The following is an 18,161-nucleotide window of genomic DNA, read 5'->3' as shown; positions in this document are numbered from 1 at the left end:
GTGGTGGCTGTAACGGGGAATGCCGGAAGATACTGGCCAGCAGGCCCGGCCTCTTCGCGGGTGAACCCGCTGCTACAACGGGCAGGGTAGAGCCACCGATATGTGACCATCACCGCCAGTGTAGGAGCGGGTTTACCCGCGAATGCGGTGGTGGCTGTAACGGGGAATGCCGGAAGATACTGGCCAGCAAGCCCGGCCTCTTCGCGGGCATGCCCGCTCCCACAGGGACCGCGAATGCTTGAGGTCTTCACTTTTCCTGGGGAAGTCCGGCTTGCAGGGGATCGGCTTTATTCTCCAGCCGCTCTCTTGAACAGCAGCCCCCGCAATCTCAAGCCTCGCTCATCTCTTCCAGCCGACGCGGCACAAGCTCTTGCATCACACGCCCGCTCAACCCCACGCGCATGTCGTTGCCACTCGGCTGCTGATACAGGCTCAAGCCGAATTCCGGCAATACCGCCAGCAAGTAATCGAAGATATCCCCCTGGATGCGCTCGTAGTCCGCCCACACCGTGGTGGTGGTAAAGCAGTAGATTTCCAGCGGCACGCCTTCGGCGGTGGTCTGCATCTGCCGCACCATGCAGGTCATGTTCGGGTGCACATTGGGGTGGTTTTTCAGGTAGGCCAGGGCAAACGCGCGGAAGGTGCCGATATTGGTCAGCTTGCGCCGGTTGGCCGACAGTTCGGCCACCGGGCCCAGCGCTTCGTTCCAGCTTTGCAGCTCCTGGCGTTTGCCTGCCAGGTAGTCGCCCAGCAGGCTGACCTGGGACAGGCGCTGTTCCTCCTCGCGGGTGAGGAAGCGTACCCCTGCGGCGTCGATGAACAGGCTGCGCTTGATCCGCCGGCCGCCGGATTGCTGCATGCCGCGGTAGTTGCGGAACGACTCGCTCATCAGGCGCCAGGTGGGCACGGAGACAATGGTCTTGTCGAAGTTCTGCACCTTCACCGTATGCAGGGTAATGTCCACCACGTCGCCATCGGCGCCAACCTGGGGCATTTCGATCCAGTCACCGACATGCAGCATGTCGTTGCTGGTCAACTGCACGCTGGCGACGAACGACAGCAGGGTGTCCTTGTAGACCAACAGCAGCACCGCCGACATGGCGCCCAGGCCCGACAGCAGCAGCAGGGGCGAGCGGTCGATCAGGGTGGCGACGATGACGATCGAAGCGAAGATCCACAGCATCATCTTGGCCAGCTGCACATAACCCTTGATCGAGCGGGTGCGGGCGTGCTCGGTGCGCGCATAGATGTCGAGCAGGGCATCCAGCAGGCACGACAGCGCCATGGTCATGAACAGCAGGGTGAACGCCAGGGCGACGTTACTCAGGAAGTGCTGGGCGGTATCGGACAGCTCCGGTACCAGTTTCAGGCCAAACTGCACCACCAGTGACGGGGTGGTCTGCGCCAGGCGGTGGAAGACCTTGTTGTGACGCAGGTCGTCCAGCCACTTGAGTGCCGGCTGGCGTGCCAGCAGGCGCGCGCCGTGCAGCATCAGGAAGCGTGCCAGGCGGCCGATGACCAGGGAGATGAGCAGTAGCACCGCCAGGCCGATGGCCGCGTGCAGCATGGGGTGTTGGTCGAGGGTGCCCCACAGGTCGAGGGAGTCACGCCAGATTTGTTGGATATCCATGGGCTTGCATACAGTCTTGTTGCGAAACGAGGTGCCATTAGAGCGCGGATGGCGACAAAGTTGCCAAAAGAAATTCGGCTAAGGCGGCAGAAAACGTTACCCTATGCAACTGAATTTCCCGCACTTGCCTGAGGTTACCTCCGTGTTCTCCCAATTCGCCCTGCATGAACGCCTGCTTAAAGCCGTGGCCGAGCTTAAATTTGTCGAGCCAACCCCGGTGCAGGCCGCGGCCATCCCCTTGGCCCTGCAAGGGCGTGACCTGCGCGTGACCGCGCAGACCGGCAGCGGCAAGACGGCAGCTTTCGTGCTGCCGCTGCTCAACCGCCTGGTCGACCTGAAAGGCGGGCGCGTCGAGATCCGTTCGCTGATCCTGCTGCCGACCCGCGAACTGGCTCAGCAAACCCTGAAGCAGGTGCAGCTGTTCTCGCAGTTCACCTACATCAAGGCGGGCCTGGTCACCGGCGGTGAAGACTTCAAGGAGCAGGCCGCCATGCTGCGCAAGGTGCCGGACGTGCTGATCGGCACCCCGGGCCGTTTGCTTGAGCAACTCAATGCCGGCAACCTCGACCTGTCCCACGTGCAGGTGCTGATCCTCGATGAAGCCGACCGCATGCTCGACATGGGCTTCGCCGAAGACATGGAGCGCCTGTGCAAGGAGTGCGAGAACCGTGAGCAGACCCTGCTGTTCTCGGCCACCACTGGCGGTGCGGCCCTGCGCGACATCATCGGCAAGGTGCTGAAAGACCCGGAGCACCTGATGCTCAACAGTGTCTCGCAGCTGGCCGAAGGCACTCGCCAGCAGATCATCATGGCCGACCACGATCAGCACAAAGAGCAGATCGTGCAGTGGCTGCTGGCCAATGAAACCTTCGACAAGGCAATCATCTTCACCAATACCCGCGCCCTGGCCGACCGTATCTACGGCCACCTGGTGGCCAAGGATGTGAAGGCCTTCGTACTGCACGGCGAGAAGGACCAGAAGGACCGCAAGCTGGCCATCGAACGCTTCAAGCAGGGCAGCTCCAAGGTGCTGGTGGCCACCGACGTTGCGGCCCGTGGCCTGGACATCGACGGTCTCGATCTGGTGATCAACTTCGACATGCCGCGCAGCGGCGACGAGTACGTGCACCGCGTGGGCCGTACCGGGCGTGCCGGTGGTGAAGGGTTGGCAATCTCGCTGATCACCCACAATGACTGGAACTTGATGTCCAGCATCGAGCGCTACCTCAAGCAGCAGTTCGAGCGCCGCGTCATCAAGGAAGTGAAGGGCACCTACAACGGGCCGAAGAAGGTCAAGGCCTCGGGCAAGGCGGCCGGGAGCAAGAAGAAAAAGATCGAGAAAAAATCCGGCGACAAGAAGGCGCCCGCCAAGCGCAAGCCTACCGCCAAGCCCAAGGCCAACGCGCCACTGGCCAGCGCCGATGGCCTGGCGCCGCTGAAGAAGCGTAAGCCTGCTGCCGAATAAATAGCGCTCAATGGCCCTAACCCTGGCAAGCCAGCTCCCACAGGGCTCACACAGTATTCAGCATGTGTGAAACCTTTGGGCGCCGGCTTGCCAGCGATAGGGCCATTGGAAACACCCCATCACTCAGCCTTCTGCTCCGCTACCTTCAACTCCTTGATCCGCTGGTCAATCAGCTGACACTTGTCGGGCAAGTCCTTGCTCGCCGTCCCCAGGTCCATCCCCTGCAGCTCTTCATTGATTTCCTTGGCCTTTTGCGGGTTCTGTTCGGTCAATTGGGTAACCAGCCCGGCCAGCTCTTCACGTTTCTGCGTCGCTTCTTCCGGTGTGCAGGCCCAGGTGGGCAGGGCGCAGGTCAGGGCGGTGGCGCAAACAATGGGTAGCAGCGGTTTCATCCTTTCTACCTCCAGCGGTGGCTATGCGCGGTGGAGACCTTGGCGTCCTTGGAAGTTCATGGCTTGCGATCGGTGGATCGTTTCCATGATGGCGTAGTCCGCTTCTGAAATGACCTTAAACCGCCTGTGCGGCGTTGAACAGCGTGCTACACTGCTCTAGTCTCAGAGGAAAAGAGGGGGGGGTTGTATGTACATCTGTAAATACAGGTCGGCCTATGTTCTTTGAATGGGACGAAGCCAAGAACCAGATCAATATCCGCAAGCACGGCATCGACTTCGCCGACGTTCCTGAAATGTTCAACCACCCCATGCTGACAAGTGGGAGGCCAGGCATTATGACCGAATCATCGAAAACTGACTGGGGCCGACTGGCCCGACTGGCCCGACAGGACGACAAGGACATCGACACAACCGATATCCCGGAATTGGACCAGGCGTTTTTCCGCCAGGCCGAGCTGCACGTACCCGCCAAACAGGCGGTGACCATTCGGCTGGACGCTGATGTTCTCGCCTGGTTCAAAGAGCAGGGTAGCGGCTACCAGACTCGCATAAACCAGTTACTGCGCCAGTACATGCACGCGAAACGACGACAGCGCTGAGCTTTCTCGGAACGCACGGCAACCTGATGAGTCCCACTGTTGTACCCCTTTCGTCCACAGCAGGAGCCCGTAGCCATGAGCAACACCTACGACTGGGACCTGATCGAACGCTTGCTGCACGAGGTGCAGAACGGCGCCGGTCACAGCGTCACGCCACGCCCCTACGCCGAGCAGCACGCTGCCGCGCTGGCCGCCAAGGGTGAGCCGGTGGGTGACCTGGATCACTTGAAAACCCGTGCCTGTGAATATGAAAAGCTCCTGTTCGAGCGTGGCTATATCGAAAGCCGGCCCGTAGAAGACGGCGGCAACGGCGAAAACTTTGTGCTGACCGAGCGCGGCTCGCGTTTGATGAGCCTGATCGACAGCAGCATCCCTGGCTTCGAGCACCCGCGCCAGGTGCTGGATGAGCAGGAGGATGCGCTGGACGAGACCACCTTTGAACAGGTGTCCGCGAAAGCGCAGATCGCTTGAGGTCGTTTTGAGGCTGGCATGGGTGGCCATGAAAACCCGATAATCGGTAGCTTCTGAACGCTGCCGAGTTGCTGCCCATGCCTACGTTCACCTCAGAGGCCCGCCCATGACTGCGGCCCGCAAGAACCCAGACGCCTTTGCCTTCCAGGTCATGCTGGGCCTGTGCCTGATCTGGGGCTGCCAGCAGGTGCTGATCAAGACCGCCGCCGTGGATATCGCCCCGGTGATGCAGGCGGCATTGCGTAACGGTATCGCCGCAGTGTTGGTCGGCCTGATGCTGTGTTGGCGTGGCAGCTGGGAGCAGGTCGGTGGCACCTGGCGCCCCGGGTTGGTCGCGGGTGCTTTGTTCGGTATCGAGTTCCTGTTCATTGCCGAGGGCCTGAAGCTGACCTCGGCGGCGCACATGTCGGTGTTTCTTTATACGGCGCCAGTCTTCACCGCGTTGGGGTTGCACCTGCGCCTGGCCAGTGAGCGGCTGCGCCTGTTGCAATGGCTTGGCATCCTGCTGGCCTTCGGTGGCATTGCCATGGCCTTTGCCGGAGGCATGTCGTTCGAGCACATGGATGCCCGCACCTTGCTGGGCGACGCGTTTGGCGTGATCGCCGGGCTGGCCTGGGGCGCCACCACGGTGGTGGTGCGCTGCTCACGCCTGTCGGAAGCCCCGGCGACCCTGACCTTGTTCTATCAACTGGCGGTGGGGTTTGCCGGATTGTTGCTGATTGCCCTGCTCAGCGGGCAGATCGGCGAGGTGTCGCTCACGCCTTTGGCCATGGGTAGCGTGCTGTTCCAGGGGGTTGTAGTGTCGTTCGTCAGCTACCTGACCTGGTTCTGGCTACTGCGCAAATACCTGGCATCGAACCTGGCGGTGTTTTCCTTCATCACCCCTTTGTTCGGCGTAACTTTTGGGGTCTTGCTGCTGAACGAGCCACTGACCGCGAATTTCGTGGGCGGTGCGTTGATGGTGCTGCTGGGGGTGGTTCTGGTGAGTGCCGAACCTTGGGTTAAGCAGCAACTGCGCAAGTGGGTGGGGTAGTGGATCGACTTGCAACAAAGCGAAACGATTAACCAGTCGTCGGAATGCGCCGCTATGGCTTGATCCGGGTCAGAATGGCCCCTATCTGTAAGAGCAGAGGCATGCGTAATACAGGACATCGGGCTATGATCTGTATGAAACATTGCAGGATTGATTCGCCGTGAGGCTGACCCGTCAAGGGGGCATTATGAATAAACCACTGTTCAACTGGCTCCACGACCTGGCGGTCGCCTTGGGGCTGATTCCACCACCCTTGCAGCCGGTGCCGATCCCGACTGATGAAGAGCAGCGCAAGCGCCAACCGCGTCGTCGCTGATACAAGCAAAGGCCGCAGCACCTGGGTGGGGGCTGCGGCCTTTTTGTGTCTGGGCAATTGGCTCGGCTGCTCTGGGCCCATCGCTGGCCATGGAGCTCGCCAGCGATAGGGGCAGTACAGGCCGAAGGTCAGGCCAGCTTGACCGCTGCCAGCGGTTTACGCGACAGCAGGCTCACCACTACAAAGCTCACCAGGCCAATGGCGAGGCTGTAGTAGATCGGCGTATTCGCCTCCAGCCCGTCCTTGAACATGAACAACAGGGCAGTCGCAAAGCCCAGCGACATGCTGGCGATGGCGCCAGCGGTGGTGGCGCGTTTCCAGAAAATGGCGCCAATCAGCGGAATCAGCATGCCGCCCACCAGCAGGTTGTAAGCCAGGGTCAGGGCGCTGATCACGTCGTTCACCATCAACGCGATACCCAACACCACCAAACCGGTCAGCAAAGTGAACAGGCGGCTGATACCCAGGCTGGACTGCTTGCCGCCACGCAGCTTGGGCAACAGGTCTTCGGTGATGGTGGTCGAGGCCGCCAGCAGGCCTGCGCTGGCGGTCGACATCATGGCCGCCAGCGCCGCTGCCATCAGCAGGCCGCGGATGCCATCAGGCAGTGTGGTCTTGATCATTTCGGCAAAGGCATTGTTCGGGTTGGCCAGGTCGGGCATCAGCACATGGGCGGCCATGCCGATCACGGCACAGGCCAGGCCATACAGCACGCAATACACCCCGGCAGTGGTACCGGCACGCTGGCAGACCTTTTCGTCACGGGCGGTGAAGACCCGCTGCCAGATATCCTGGCCAATCAGGATGCCGAAGAAGTAGATCAGGAAGTAGGTGATGATGGTATCCCAACCGATGGTGGTCAGCTGGAAGCTGGGCGCCGGCAACTTGGCCACCAGGGTGTCCCAGCCGCCGGCCTTGTACAGGCACACGGGCAACAGGATGAACATCAGGCCCACGGTCTTGATCACGAACTGCACGATATCGGTTAGGGTCAGCGACCACATGCCGCCAATGGTCGAGTACACCACCACCACACCCCCGCCCAGCAGCAGCGAGGCCCAGAACGGCAGGTCCAGCAGCACTTGCAGCACGGTGGCCATGGCCAGGGTGGACGTCACGCCGATCATCAGCGCGTACGCCAGCATGATCACCGCGCTGGCCTGGCGCGCGGTCGGGTTGTAGCGCTGTTCCAGCACCTGGGTCACGGTGAAGATGCGCAGGCGTAGCAGCGGCTTGGCCAGGAACAGGTTGATGGCGATGATGCCCAGGCCCAGCGCGGCACACAGCCAGAAGCCGGAAATGCCGTGAACGTAGCCCAGGCGCACGGTACCCACGGTGGAGGCGCCACCCAGCACGGTGGTGGCCATGGTGCCCATGTACAACATCGGGCCCAGGTTGCGCCCGGCGACCAGGTAGTCTTCATGGGTTTTCGCGCGTCGCATGCCATACCAGCCAAGCCCGAGCATGCCTGCGGTGTAAAGCATTACAACTATGATGTCCAAGGCCATTGGGGGTCTCCCGATTATCTTTATTATGGCGAGATCGGCCACGCGGGCGTTGGCACGGCGCCCGGTGGTCTTGTGGTATTGGCGGGCCTCGGTGGCCCGACCACATTAGCGGCGGACTACACCCGGCAGTACGCAGAGCATTTCGAACAGCAGGTTGGCGCCGAGCAACGAGGTATTGCCGGTGGTGTCATAAGGCGGGGAGACTTCGACAAGGTCACAACCGATCAGGTCCAGGCCGTGGCAGCCGCGAATGATCTCCATTGCCTGGATGGTGGTCAAGCCGCCGATTTCCGGGGTGCCGGTGCCAGGTGCCCAGGCCGGATCGATGCCGTCGATGTCGAACGACAGGTAAACCGGGCCGCCGCCGACTTTTTCCCGCACTTCGGCCATCAAGGGCTCCAGCGACTTGTGCCAGCACTCTTCGGCCTGAACCACGCGAAAGCCCTGGCGGCGGCTCCAGTTGAAGTCGTCTGCGGTATAGCCTTGGGCGCGCAGGCCGATCTGCACCACGCGCTCGCAGTCGAGCAGGCCTTCTTCCACCGCCCGGCGGAAGGTGGTGCCGTGGGCGATCTTCTCACCGAACATGTGGTCGTTGACGTCGGCGTGGGCGTCGATGTGCACCAGGCCGATCTTGCCGTGCTTCTTGTGCAGCGCCCGCAGGATCGGCAAGGTGATGGTGTGGTCACCGCCCAGGGTCAGGGGAATGACATTGTGCTCGACGATCTGGTCGTAGGCCTCTTCGATGATGCGCACGGCGTCCAGCAGGTTGAAGGTGTTGATCGCCACATCGCCTATGTCGGCGACCGACAGCGAGTCGAACGGAGCGGCACCGGTGGCCATGTTGTACGGGCGGATCATCACCGATTCGGCGCGGATTTGCCGGGGGCCGAAGCGCGTGCCGGAGCGCAGCGAGGTGCCAATGTCCAGCGGCACACCAATGAAGGCTGCGTCCAGGCCTTCGGCGCTTTGCAGGTGGGGGAGACGGAGCATGGTGGCGATGCCGCCGAAACGCGGCATTTCGTTGCCGCCCAGTGGTTGGTGAAGAGTCTTGTCCACGGTGGGCCTCATCAGTCGGTCGATTGTTCTGTTTGTTCGAACCTGTGCCGCTGCGCGCTTTCCAGTTCGGTTTTTGCCAGCGGGCAGGGACATTTCGGCCAGTCTGCGCAAGGTAGTGCCATGGAAGAATCGCTACCGACAAATACTTAGTTCAGGAATTTCTGAACTAAAGCCCGGCGCAGCGGTTAGACTGCGCGCAAACACCCTGTGGAACCCTTGCCCCATGGCCTCGACTTTGCCCGACCTGAAACTGCTGCGTATCTTCATCAGCGTGGTGCGCCACCAGGGTTTCGCCAACGCCCAGCGTGAGCTGAACCTGTCCACTTCGGCCATCAGCACCTACATGAGCCAGCTGGAGGGTGCCCTGGGTATCGTGCTGTGCCACCGCGGCCGGGGCGGTTTCAGCCTGACCAGCAAGGGTGAGCTGTTCCACCAGGAAACCCTGCGCCTGTTGGCCGAACTGGACGGGTTCGAGCAATACGCGGCGGCCCTTAAGGGCGAACTGCGTGGCACCCTCAACCTGGGGGTGATCGACTCCACGGTGGGTGATCGCGCCCTGCCGCTGGCTGAAGCCATTGGTGCCTACAGCCAGGAGCACCCGGCCGTGCACCTGCACTTGTCGGTGTCCAGCCCTTACGAGCTGCAGCTGGGGGTGCAGGACAACCGCCTGGACCTGGCGATTGGCGCGTTTTCTTCACGCATGAGTGGCCTGCTGTACCAGCCGCTGTACCGCGAGCAGCACTGGCTGTACTGCAGTAGCCGCCACCCGTTGTACAGCGAGCGGCGCATTCCCGAGCAGGTGGTGACCCAGCAGCGCATGGTCGGGCGCGGCTACTGGAGCCAGGCCGAGCTGGCCCGGCATGGTTTCAAGCACAGCGCGGCCACGGTAGAGAGCATGGAGGCGCAGCTGATCCTGATTCTCTCGGGCGCCTATATCGGTTACTTGCCCGAGCACTACGCCCAGGCCTGGGTCGACAAAGGGGACTTGCGCGTGTTGTCGCCGGCGACGTTCGGTTACCAGGCACCGTTCTCGTTGATCATCCGGCGTGGGCGCAGCCGCGAACCGCTGATCCAGACCTTCCGCGACCTGCTGAAAAGCCAGCTCAACGTGGGCTGATAAACAGGATGTTCATACATTCTGTCGGCAGGCCGCTAAATTCCTGCACACGTGTGCCGCTAACCTTATAGCGCTCTGCTACATATCAACTTGCGTTGATGATTTCCCTTCTTTTCATCCTGCCAGGATCGCCCAACGATGCGCATGAATTTGCCAGTCACTGAACACGAAAGAACATTCCCCAGTGAACAACGGCTGATTTCCACCACCGACTTGAACAGCCGCATCACGTATTGCAACGACGCCTTCGTGGCGATCAGCGGGTTCACCTACGACGAGCTGGTGGGCCAGCCGCACAACCTGGTGCGTCACCCAGACATGCCGCCGGCGGTGTTCGGCCATATGTGGGACACCATCAAGCAAGGCAAGCCGTGGATGGGCGTGGTCAAGAACCGGGCAAAAAACGGCGATTACTACTGGGTCAGTGCCTACGTGACGGCAGTCTACGAACAGGGCCGGATCAGCGGCTACGAGTCGGTGCGTTCGGTGCCCACTCGTGAGCAGATCCGCCGTGCCGAGGCGTTGTACGCACGCCTGCGCGACGGCCGCCGGCCGGTATCGTGGGCGGCGCGCCTGGGTCATGGCCTGCGCCAGGGCTGGCCATTGCTCGGCGCCGGCCTGGTGTCGGCGGCGGGCTACCTGTGGTTGCCACCCTATGCCGCGCTAGGGGTGTTGATGGCTGTACTGCTGGTAGCCTGGTACCTGGTCGAGCACCGCCAGAACCAGGCCATCCGCCGCACGCTGGCCGAGCACCCCAAGGCGTTCACCAGCCCGCTGGTGGCGCTGACCTACAGCGACAACCCCGGGCTGCAGGGCCAGTTGGACCTTGCCATCATCAGTGAAGAAGCGCGGCTGCAAACCGCGCTGACGCGCCTGGTAGACGCCGGGGTCGGGGTAAAATCACGCGCTGCGCAATCTTCCGACCTGTCGGGCGCGCAGGCGCAGATGCTCGACCGCCAGCGCAGCGAGACCGACCAGTCGGCCACCGCCATTGCGCAGATGGCGGCAACCATCCAGGAGGTTACGCATAACGTGCAGAGCACGGCGCATGCCGCAGGCGATGCCGACCAGCTGGCGCAGCAGGGCAGCGAGCTGGCGCTGCAGAGCCTGAAGGCCATGGGCAGCATGAGCGATGCAGTCAATGACATTGGCCAGGCGGTGAATGCCCTGGCGGAACAGACCCAGTCGATCGGCAGCGTGGTGGATGTGATCACCTCGATTGCCGAACAAACCAACCTGCTGGCGCTCAACGCCGCCATTGAAGCGGCGCGGGCCGGCGAGCAGGGCCGCGGGTTTGCCGTGGTGGCTGACGAGGTACGCTCGTTGGCCCAGCGTACCCGCACCTCCACCCAGGAAATCCACCAGATCATCGCCTCGTTGCGGGCCGGGGCAGAACGCGCAGTGACTAGCGCCAGCCGTGGCGAGCAGATCTCGCGTGACAGCGTGCACAGTGTCGAGGCGGTGCAGGCGGCGTTGAGCGGCATAGCCCAGGCGGTGAGCCGCATCACCGGCATGAGCCAGCAGATGGCTACGGCATCGGAGCAGCAAAGCCACGTGGCTGAAGACATCAACCAGCAAATCGTGCGCATCGCCCAGCTGTGCGATCAAAGTGCCGGGCAAGCGCGCCAGGGGGCAGAAATCAGCCAGGACCTCGAGCGCATGGCGGAGTACCTGCATAGCCTGGCGGAGCGCTTCAACCGTTGAGGTTGCCTTGGCCGCATTGCGGCCAGGGCATAGGGCAAGGCCCGCCAGCCGGGCCTGGGTTCTGTGGCAAAATGCCCCGCCAAGGAGACCCTCATGCCCAGACCCCGTTGCGAGCGCTGCCAGCGCCCGCTTGATCATTGCCTTTGCTCGCTGATCCCTGCGCTAAGCAGCCGAACCCGTGTGATCTTGCTGCAGCACCCCAGTGAAAGCGCCCACGCGCTGAATACCGCACGGTTGGCTGCGCTAGGCCTGAGCAATGCCGAACTGCGGGTTGGGGAGGTATTCGACGATCTGCCAGCGCTGCTGGCAAGCCCGGGGTACCGCCCGGCGCTGTTGTTCCCAGGCGCTGAAGCGCAGCCCCTGGCAGCCTACGGCCCAATGGATGAGCAACCCTTGCTGCTGATCGTGCCCGACGGCACCTGGCGCAAGGCGCGCAAGCTGCTGTACCTGAATCCGCTGCTGCAGGCGTTGCCGAGGGTGACCTTGGGGCAGGTGGCCGCTTCACGCTATCGCCTGCGCAAGGCGCCGCAGGCGGGAGCGTTGTCGACGATTGAGGCCGTGGTGGGGGCGCTGAATGCACTGGAGCAACCGGCCTGCTTCGATGCGCTGCTGGCACCGTTCGAGGCCTTGATAGAGGGGCAGATCAGGGCCATGGGCGAAGAGACGTTCCAGCGTAATCATGGCACCGAGTGAGGGCAGGGGGCCGCTGCGCAGCCCATCGCGACACAAGGCCGCTCCTACAGGCCATCGCACCCGCCATTGGCATGGGCGATCTCTGTGGAGCGGCTTTAGCCGCGAATACGGTGGTGGCGGCGACGGTGAAAGCCCAGAAGATGTTGGCCAGCAGGCCCGGCCCTTTCGCGGGTGAACCCGCTCCTACGTCGGGCGGTGTAGAGATACCGCTACCGCGGATCTATGCCCACCACCGCCCCATGTAGGAGCGGCTTTAGCCGCGAATACGGTGGTGGTGGCAACGGTGAAAGCCCAGAAGATATTGGCCAGCAGGCCCGGCCCTTTCGCGGGTGAACCCGCTCCTACGTCGGGCGGTGTAGAGATACCGCTATCGCAGATCTATGGCCACCACCGCCCCATGTAGGAGCGGCTTTAGCCGCGAATACGATGGTGGCGGCAACGGTGAATGCCCAGAAGATATTGGCCAGCAGGCCCGACCCCTTCGCGGGTGAACCCGCTCCTACGTCGGGCGCGGTGTAGCGATACCGCTACCGCGGCGTCGCGATGGGCCGCACAGCGGCCCCGGCAATCCTGATCAACGCATCTCGGGCAAGCGTGCCTCGGTACGTACTTCGGTCGCGGCCAGTGCCTCTGGCGGCAGCGAAATACGCTGCTTGCTGAGCAATTCACCCATGGTCGCCAGTACCCGGTAGCGTGAGTACTCTTCGGTGTAGCGCACTTCGGTGTAGCGACGGTCGGCGTTGTACAGTTCGTTTTCACTGTCGAGCACGTCCAGCAGGGTGCGTTGGCCCAGGCCGAACTGGTCCTGGTAGGCGGCGCGCACGCGCTTGGTTGTTTCGGCGTATTCCCGCGCGGTCGGCAGCTGCTTGCTGGCGTTGTTCATGGCGTTCCACGCCAGGCTCAGGTTTTCGGTCAACTCGCGCAGGGCGTTGTTGCGGATGTCCAAGGCCTGGTTGATTTTGTGCGCGTCGGATTGCAGGCGAGCCTTGTCGCTGCCGCCGCGGAACAGGTTGTAGTTCATCTCCACGCCGGCTTGCCAGTCGTTGTTGTTGTGGCCCTTCTCGCCACCGGTGTTGTTGTTGGCACCGGTGGCCAGAATGGCGTCGAAGCGTGGGTAGAAGGTCGACTTGCCAACCTCGTACTGCTGCTCGGCCGCATTCACATCAGCCTGGGCCGACTTGATGTAGGGGTTGTTCTGGCGCATGCCGTCACGGGCCTCTTCAAGCGTGGCAGGCACCTCGGCCTTGATGGTGGGCGGGCTTTCCAGTTCGTCTGGCATGCGCCCGATCACGCTGAAGAAGTTGGCCTCGGCATCGGCCAGGTCTACTTCGGCGGTGTCCAGGTTGTTTTCTGCCAGGGCGCGGCGGGCGCGGGACTGGTCAAGGTCGGCCGTGCTGCCAACGCCACGCTCGTTACGCAGGCCGATCTGGTCATTGACCCGCAGGTGGGCCTGCAGGTTGTTCCTGGCCAGGGCCACCAGTTCACGGCGCTTGAGTACCTCCAGGTACACCTCGATCGCACGCAGGGCGACATCCTGCGCAACCGCCTGGGTGTAGTAGGCTCGCGAGGTGGAAACCGCTTCGGTCCGGCCCACTTCGTTCGCGGTGTTGAAGCCGTCGAAGATCATCTGCCGCAGGCGCAGCTCGGACTGGGTGTAGTTCAGGGTTTCTTTGTTGTGGTTACCCGCGGCACGGGTCGTGGTGTTGTCCGAACGCTGGCGGCCGTAGCCGGCGACCAGGTCAACGGTAGGGAAGTAGCCACCACGCGCGAATTTCACGTCCTCATCAGCCGACAGCTTGCTGTTACGGTTGGAGCTGACCTGTGGGTGATAGTCCACGGCGCTTTGGACGGCTTCGGTGATCGACATCGCCTGCACGTTGGCACTCGCCAGGGCCAACAGTAATGCGGTGGTGATGGGGTTCAAAACGCGCATGGTACATCTCCCTGATCTTGAATTTGGTCCTGCTTCTCGCCAAAAAAATGACGATTATTTATCGCGTATAGTGTTGCAGGTTTTTAACCTGACAGCTAAGTACATTCATCGCGATAGATAAGAAGATTTATTCATATCAAAATGACATTAAATAGCGGAAATGTCTAATAGGGCTTGTTTTTCCAGCGCTCTGGCGAGGTGTCAAACATCGGTAAAGCCCATATTCTCAAGGCCTTCAGGCGGTTCCAGAACGAATTTGGCTAAATACTCAGCGGGTTAGGCGAAAGTGATATTTGGCGACAAATTATTGTCACTTTGGCCTGTGCAGGGTTTTTTGCTTAAGGATATACAGGGTTACCAGCACGGCGCTGGTCAACATGAACGCGCGGGCCCAGAACAAAGGCACCAGGTAGCAGGACAGCCCGATGCTGGCCCACATCAGGCCAATGGCGTAGACCTTGCCTTTGAGGGGAATGCCTTCGCCACTGAGGTAGTCGCGAATCCACGGCCCCAGTTTGGGGTGGTGGACCAGCCAGTGGTGAAAGCGTGGCGAGCTGCGAGCGAAGCAGGCGGCCGCCAACAGAAGAAACGGGGTGGTGGGCAACACCGGCAGGAATATCCCCAACACCCCCAGTGCGACGCTGAGCCAGCCGATGGCCAGCAGCAGGTAGCGCACAGCTGGCTTAGTGGTGGCGTGGCTTGAGCAGCGCCGGCTTTTCGTCAGGTGCGTGCAGCAGCAGGAACAAGGCCGTCAGCGCTTCGGGAATTTGCACGATCATGTCGTCCTGCAGGTTGGCGTTGCTGGCGATGTCGGCGAATTCCGGCTGCTCGTCGAACAGGCCCGAACCCACCATGATCGGCAGCAACATTTCGCTGACTTCCTCTTCTGCGTTCTCGAACCAGGCCTCTTCGCGCAGGAACACGCCTTCCATGAAACCGATGCACCAGCCGCGCAGGTCGGAATCGTCCGGCTCGTCAGTCAGGTCGAGGTCGCAGGGCAGTTCGAATTCATCGTCGCTGGCCAGCTGACGTGCAATGTGGGCCTTGAGCGCCACCAGGGTCGCCTCGATTTCGGTACGCTGGGCTTCGCTGCTGTAGTGCGGCTCTTCGGCGAACAGGGCGTCGATCCACTCGCGCTCGGGCACGGCGTTGATCGACAGCGCGGTGAGGTAGCCGTGGGCGGCGACATAGTCCAGCGCTTCTTCGTGCAGCTCGTCGGCGTCGAGGAAGGCTTGCAGGCGGGTCAGTTGCTCGGCGAAGGACATTACAGGGCTACCTTGGGGAATAAACGATAACGAATTCTAGCACCTTGCGGCGGCAGCGGGGCAAAGGAACGTCTATCGCCGTGGTGCCCTGCGCAGGCCGGTGCTGCGGTATACTCCGCGATTTTTCATCCAGGTGCGGTTTTACCGGCGGCCTGGCAAAAACCGCTTACGCATTTGGCGTGTGCGGGGCGGGTTTTTCGTCCAGCCTGTGTGCAGGGTGGTACGGCGATTTGGAGTTGCACATGCTCGAACAGGCTCAGCGCGTTCTCAAGGACATCTTTGGCTACGACAGTTTCCGAGGGCGCCAGGCAGCGATCATCGAATGCGTGGCCAATGGTGGCGACGCCCTGGTGCTGATGCCGACCGGCGGCGGCAAGTCGTTGTGTTTCCAGGTGCCGGGCCTGCTGCGCCCTGGCCTGACCGTGGTGGTCTCGCCGCTGATCGCGCTGATGGACGACCAGGTTGCCACGCTTGACGAGCTGGGCGTAGCCGCAGCCGCCCTGAACTCCACGCTCACGGCCGAGCAGCAGCGCGACCTGGCCGGGCGCCTGCGCCGTGGCGAAGTGAAAATGCTGTACCTGGCACCCGAACGCCTGGTGCAACCGCGCATGCTCGACTTCCTGCGCGACCTTGATATCTCGCTGTTCGCCATCGACGAAGCCCATTGCGTTTCGCAATGGGGCCATGACTTCCGCCCCGAATACCTGCAACTGGGCCAGTTGGCCGAACTGTTCCCGCATGTTCCGCGCATTGCCCTTACCGCCACCGCCGACATGCGTACCCGCGAAGAAATCGTTCAGCGCCTGCACTTGCAGGGCGCAGAGCGCTTCTTGTCGAGCTTCGACCGGCCGAACATCTTCTACCGCATCGTGCCCAAGGAAGCGCCGCGCAAGCAATTGATGGCGTTCCTTGCCGAGCGCCGCGGCAACGCCGGCATCGTTTACTGCCTGTCGCGCAAGAAGGTCGACGAAACCGCCGCCTTTCTTTGCCAGCAGGGCTTCCCGGCGCTGCCGTACCATGCCGGCCTGGCGGCCGAAACACGCGCCGCCAACCAGCACCGCTTCCTCAACGAAGAGGGGCTGATCATGGTCGCCACCATTGCGTTCGGCATGGGTATCGACAAACCCAACGTACGCTTCGTGGCCCACCTCGACCTGCCCAAGTCCCTTGAGGCCTACTACCAGGAAACCGGCCGTGCCGGCCGAGACGGCCTGCCGTCCGATGCCTGGATGGCTTATGGCCTGCAGGACATGGTCATGCTCAAGCAGATGCTGCAGAACTCCGAAGGGGACGAACGCCACAAACGCATCGAGCAGCACAAGCTCGATGCCATGCTGGCGCTGTGCGAAGAAACCCGCTGCCGCCGCCAGTCGCTGCTGGCCTACTTCGACGAAATCCTTGAGCAGCCGTGCGGGCACTGTGACAACTGCGTCGACAACGTCCAGACCTGGGATGCTACCGAGCCGGCGCGCCAAGCCCTGTCGGCGGTGTTTCGCACTGGCCAGCGCTATGGTGTGGGCCACCTGGTCGACGTGTTGCTGGGCAAGGACACCGAAAAGGTGCGCAATTTCGGCCATGAAAAGCTTTCGGTCTTCGGCGTGGGCAAAGGCCTGGCCGAAGCCGAATGGCGTTCGCTGTTCCGCCAGTTGGTGGCGCGCGGGCTGGTCGACATCGACTTGGAAGGCTACGGCGGCCTGCGCTTGTCCGACAGCTGCCGGCCTCTGTTGCGTGGCGAGGTCACCTTGCAACTGCGCCGTGACCTCAAGCCGCAGATCACTGCCAAAAGCGCGTCGTCCAGTGGCGGCAGCCCGGCCAGCCAACTGGTGCGGGCCGAAGAGCGGGAACTGTGGGAGGCGTTGCGCACCTTGCGGCGCAAGCTGGCCGAAGAACACAGCGTACCGCCTTACGTCATCTTCCCCGACTCCACGTTGCTGGAAATGTTGCGCAGCCAGCCGGTCAGCCTCAGCGACATGGCCCAGGTCAGTGGCGTGGGCGCGCGCAAACTGGAGCGCTATGGCCAGGCATTCCTTGAGGTACTGAACGACAGCGGCGGCACCAGCGAGGCGCCGAAGGTGGTGCTCGACCTGCGCCATGAACTGGTCAGCCTGGCCCGCGCCGGCATGACCCCAGCGCAAATCGCCGGGCAGCTCAACTGCAGCGAAAAGAATGTGTACAGCTTGCTGGCCGAGGCCCTGGGGCGCCAGGAGCTGAGCCTGGACCAGGCGCTGGACTTGCCAGAAGACCTGCTGATGGAGGTGCAGGACGCCTTCCTCGATGGCGAGGGCGAGCTGCCGCCGGTTGCGACCATCGCCCCCCTGTTTGCCGGGCGAGTGCCGGAAGGGGTGCTGTATTGCGTACGCGCGGCACTGGCAGCTGAGTTCGAGCTGTAGGCCTGCGCCTGTTCGCAGGCACATGCGCCATCTGCTGACCTTTGTCATGCTTTTTGACGATTTTCGCCCAAGTTACCCTGGCCGAGCCTTGCCTCATGGGGCGGGGCATGGTTAGCTGCCTAATAATTAGATCTACTCGATGAGTTACCTATGCCTCTAACCGACAACCAACACCGCTTCGGCATGCAACTGGCCCAGATGTCCCGGGGTTGGCGTGCCGAACTGGATCGCCGCCTGGCCGGGCTCAATCTGTCGCAGGCGCGCTGGCTGGTGTTGCTGCACCTGGCCCGCTTCGAAGACGCCCCGACCCAGCGTGAGCTGGCCCAGAGTGTGGGTGTCGAAGGCCCGACCCTGGCGCGTCTGCTCGATAGCCTGGAGGCCCAGGGGCTTGTGCGCCGCCAGGCAGTGCTGGAAGACCGGCGGGCGAAGAAGATCGTGTTGTGCCCGCCGGCCAAGCCGCTGATCGAACAGATCGAGACCATCGCCAACCAGCTGCGCATCGAACTGTTCAGCGGGGTGGATGAAGCCGACCTGCAGGTGTGCATGCGGGTGCATGCCAAGATCCTCGACAACCTGGAAAAATCCTGAG

General features: G+C 62.3%; 16 protein-coding genes and 3 pseudogenes. 12 read left to right on the top strand and 7 right to left on the bottom strand.

Translation table 11 applies throughout. The features are described 5' to 3' along the window. Nucleotides 1-328 precede the first annotated feature (328 nt). Nucleotides 329-1,630 carry a mechanosensitive ion channel family protein gene (locus ACF8SD_RS23360; RefSeq protein ID WP_392484051.1) on the bottom strand — a complete coding sequence of 434 codons (1,302 nt, stop codon included), beginning with the start codon at nt 1,628-1,630 and terminating at the stop codon, nt 329-331. 103 nt (nt 1,631-1,733) lie between these two features. On the opposite strand from ACF8SD_RS23360, the gene ACF8SD_RS23355 reads away from it, so the two are divergent. Then, a complete protein-coding gene (locus ACF8SD_RS23355) occupies nt 1,734-3,095 on the top strand; it encodes a DEAD/DEAH box helicase (RefSeq protein ID WP_173887991.1) in 1,362 nt (453 codons plus the stop codon). Between the two features lie 119 nt (nt 3,096-3,214). Here ACF8SD_RS23355 and ACF8SD_RS23350 read toward each other — a convergent pair whose 3' ends face one another. Next, on the bottom strand, nt 3,215-3,487 hold the full coding sequence (locus tag ACF8SD_RS23350; protein WP_274411851.1) for a hypothetical protein: 273 nt from the start codon (nt 3,485-3,487) through the stop codon (nt 3,215-3,217). 215 nt (nt 3,488-3,702) lie between these two features. Here ACF8SD_RS23350 and ACF8SD_RS23345 point away from each other — a divergent pair. From ACF8SD_RS23345 to ACF8SD_RS23325, 5 genes and pseudogenes are all read left to right on the top strand, one after another. After that, nucleotides 3,703-3,801, top strand: a pseudogene (locus tag ACF8SD_RS23345) (BrnT family toxin); the annotation flags it as partial. Nucleotides 3,802-3,822: 21 nt separating this feature from the next. Then, nucleotides 3,823-4,086, top strand: a complete 264-nt coding sequence (locus ACF8SD_RS23340) for a BrnA antitoxin family protein (protein WP_392484053.1) — start codon at nt 3,823-3,825, stop codon at nt 4,084-4,086. Between the two features lie 75 nt (nt 4,087-4,161). Further along, the gene (locus tag ACF8SD_RS23335) at nt 4,162-4,557 is read left to right on the top strand and encodes a transcriptional regulator (RefSeq protein ID WP_392484050.1); all 396 of its coding nucleotides are present in this window, start codon (nt 4,162-4,164) and stop codon (nt 4,555-4,557) included. A gap of 106 nt (nt 4,558-4,663) precedes the next feature. Then, the gene (locus ACF8SD_RS23330; RefSeq protein WP_392484049.1) at nt 4,664-5,590 is read left to right on the top strand and encodes a DMT family transporter; all 927 of its coding nucleotides are present in this window, start codon (nt 4,664-4,666) and stop codon (nt 5,588-5,590) included. Nucleotides 5,591-5,777: 187 nt separating this feature from the next. Further along, nucleotides 5,778-5,906, top strand: a complete 129-nt coding sequence (locus tag ACF8SD_RS23325; protein ID WP_300030582.1) for a PA1414 family protein — start codon at nt 5,778-5,780, stop codon at nt 5,904-5,906. A gap of 128 nt (nt 5,907-6,034) precedes the next feature. Here ACF8SD_RS23325 and ACF8SD_RS23320 read toward each other — a convergent pair whose 3' ends face one another. Together ACF8SD_RS23320 and speB are read right to left on the bottom strand one after the other, a co-directional pair. After that, nucleotides 6,035-7,414 carry a sodium:solute symporter gene (locus tag ACF8SD_RS23320; RefSeq protein WP_173887995.1) on the bottom strand — a complete coding sequence of 460 codons (1,380 nt, stop codon included), beginning with the start codon at nt 7,412-7,414 and terminating at the stop codon, nt 6,035-6,037. Nucleotides 7,415-7,519: 105 nt separating this feature from the next. Further along, nucleotides 7,520-8,470 (bottom strand): agmatinase, encoded by a 951-nt coding sequence (speB, locus tag ACF8SD_RS23315; RefSeq protein ID WP_173887996.1) that lies wholly within the window; start codon nt 8,468-8,470, stop codon nt 7,520-7,522. A gap of 223 nt (nt 8,471-8,693) precedes the next feature. Between speB and ACF8SD_RS23310 the strand changes: the two genes are divergently transcribed. The 4 genes and pseudogenes from ACF8SD_RS23310 to ACF8SD_RS23295 all read left to right on the top strand — a co-directional run bounded on the left by ACF8SD_RS23310 (nt 8,694) and on the right by ACF8SD_RS23295 (nt 11,984). Further along, entirely contained in the window at nt 8,694-9,587 is an 894-nt protein-coding gene (locus ACF8SD_RS23310) for a LysR family transcriptional regulator (RefSeq protein WP_054881883.1), read from the top strand. Nucleotides 9,588-9,725: 138 nt separating this feature from the next. Further along, nucleotides 9,726-10,034, top strand: a pseudogene (locus tag ACF8SD_RS23305) (PAS domain-containing protein); the annotation flags it as partial. Between the two features lie 279 nt (nt 10,035-10,313). After that, nucleotides 10,314-11,291: pseudogene (locus ACF8SD_RS23300) on the top strand (methyl-accepting chemotaxis protein); the annotation flags it as partial. 93 nt (nt 11,292-11,384) lie between these two features. Further along, nucleotides 11,385-11,984, top strand: coding sequence for a tRNA-uridine aminocarboxypropyltransferase (locus ACF8SD_RS23295; RefSeq protein WP_173887998.1), 600 nt, complete (start codon nt 11,385-11,387; stop codon nt 11,982-11,984). Nucleotides 11,985-12,558: 574 nt separating this feature from the next. Here ACF8SD_RS23295 and ACF8SD_RS23290 read toward each other — a convergent pair. The 3 genes from ACF8SD_RS23290 to ACF8SD_RS23280 all read right to left on the bottom strand — a co-directional run bounded on the left by ACF8SD_RS23290 (nt 12,559) and on the right by ACF8SD_RS23280 (nt 15,182). After that, nucleotides 12,559-13,917, bottom strand: coding sequence for a TolC family outer membrane protein (locus ACF8SD_RS23290; protein WP_009683671.1), 1,359 nt, complete (start codon nt 13,915-13,917; stop codon nt 12,559-12,561). Nucleotides 13,918-14,227: 310 nt separating this feature from the next. Beyond that, on the bottom strand, nt 14,228-14,593 hold the full coding sequence (locus ACF8SD_RS23285; RefSeq protein ID WP_173887999.1) for a YbaN family protein: 366 nt from the start codon (nt 14,591-14,593) through the stop codon (nt 14,228-14,230). 7 nt (nt 14,594-14,600) lie between these two features. Further along, entirely contained in the window at nt 14,601-15,182 is a 582-nt protein-coding gene (locus tag ACF8SD_RS23280) for a UPF0149 family protein (RefSeq protein ID WP_392484048.1), read from the bottom strand. Nucleotides 15,183-15,424: 242 nt separating this feature from the next. On the opposite strand from ACF8SD_RS23280, the gene recQ reads away from it, so the two are divergent. Together recQ and ACF8SD_RS23270 are read left to right on the top strand one after the other, a co-directional pair. Then, nucleotides 15,425-17,572, top strand: a complete 2,148-nt coding sequence (recQ, locus tag ACF8SD_RS23275; protein WP_173888000.1) for a DNA helicase RecQ — start codon at nt 15,425-15,427, stop codon at nt 17,570-17,572. A gap of 150 nt (nt 17,573-17,722) precedes the next feature. After that, nucleotides 17,723-18,160 (top strand): MarR family transcriptional regulator, encoded by a 438-nt coding sequence (locus ACF8SD_RS23270; protein ID WP_392484047.1) that lies wholly within the window; start codon nt 17,723-17,725, stop codon nt 18,158-18,160. Nucleotide 18,161: the final 1 nt, after the last annotated feature.

It is taken from the genome of Pseudomonas sp. CJQ_9 (assembly GCF_043106615.1).
Classification (GTDB): domain Bacteria; phylum Pseudomonadota; class Gammaproteobacteria; order Pseudomonadales; family Pseudomonadaceae; genus Aquipseudomonas; species Aquipseudomonas juntendi.
Note: the sequence above shows the minus strand (reverse complement) of the source record. Positions and strands in the feature narration are given on the sequence as shown.

Coding starts and splice junctions, on each gene's coding strand:
- ACF8SD_RS23360 (WP_392484051.1), bottom strand. CDS start 1,630: ATGGATATCCAACAAATCTGGCGTGACTCCCTCGACCTGTGGGGCACC.
- ACF8SD_RS23355 (WP_173887991.1), top strand. CDS start 1,734: ATGCAACTGAATTTCCCGCACTTGCCTGAGGTTACCTCCGTGTTCTCC.
- ACF8SD_RS23350 (WP_274411851.1), bottom strand. CDS start 3,487: ATGAAACCGCTGCTACCCATTGTTTGCGCCACCGCCCTGACCTGCGCC.
- ACF8SD_RS23340 (WP_392484053.1), top strand. CDS start 3,823: ATGACCGAATCATCGAAAACTGACTGGGGCCGACTGGCCCGACTGGCC.
- ACF8SD_RS23335 (WP_392484050.1), top strand. CDS start 4,162: ATGAGCAACACCTACGACTGGGACCTGATCGAACGCTTGCTGCACGAG.
- ACF8SD_RS23330 (WP_392484049.1), top strand. CDS start 4,664: ATGACTGCGGCCCGCAAGAACCCAGACGCCTTTGCCTTCCAGGTCATG.
- ACF8SD_RS23325 (WP_300030582.1), top strand. CDS start 5,778: ATGAATAAACCACTGTTCAACTGGCTCCACGACCTGGCGGTCGCCTTG.
- ACF8SD_RS23320 (WP_173887995.1), bottom strand. CDS start 7,414: ATGGCCTTGGACATCATAGTTGTAATGCTTTACACCGCAGGCATGCTC.
- ACF8SD_RS23310 (WP_054881883.1), top strand. CDS start 8,694: ATGGCCTCGACTTTGCCCGACCTGAAACTGCTGCGTATCTTCATCAGC.
- ACF8SD_RS23295 (WP_173887998.1), top strand. CDS start 11,385: ATGCCCAGACCCCGTTGCGAGCGCTGCCAGCGCCCGCTTGATCATTGC.
- ACF8SD_RS23290 (WP_009683671.1), bottom strand. CDS start 13,917: ATGCGCGTTTTGAACCCCATCACCACCGCATTACTGTTGGCCCTGGCG.
- ACF8SD_RS23280 (WP_392484048.1), bottom strand. CDS start 15,182: ATGTCCTTCGCCGAGCAACTGACCCGCCTGCAAGCCTTCCTCGACGCC.
- recQ (WP_173888000.1), top strand. CDS start 15,425: ATGCTCGAACAGGCTCAGCGCGTTCTCAAGGACATCTTTGGCTACGAC.
- ACF8SD_RS23270 (WP_392484047.1), top strand. CDS start 17,723: ATGCCTCTAACCGACAACCAACACCGCTTCGGCATGCAACTGGCCCAG.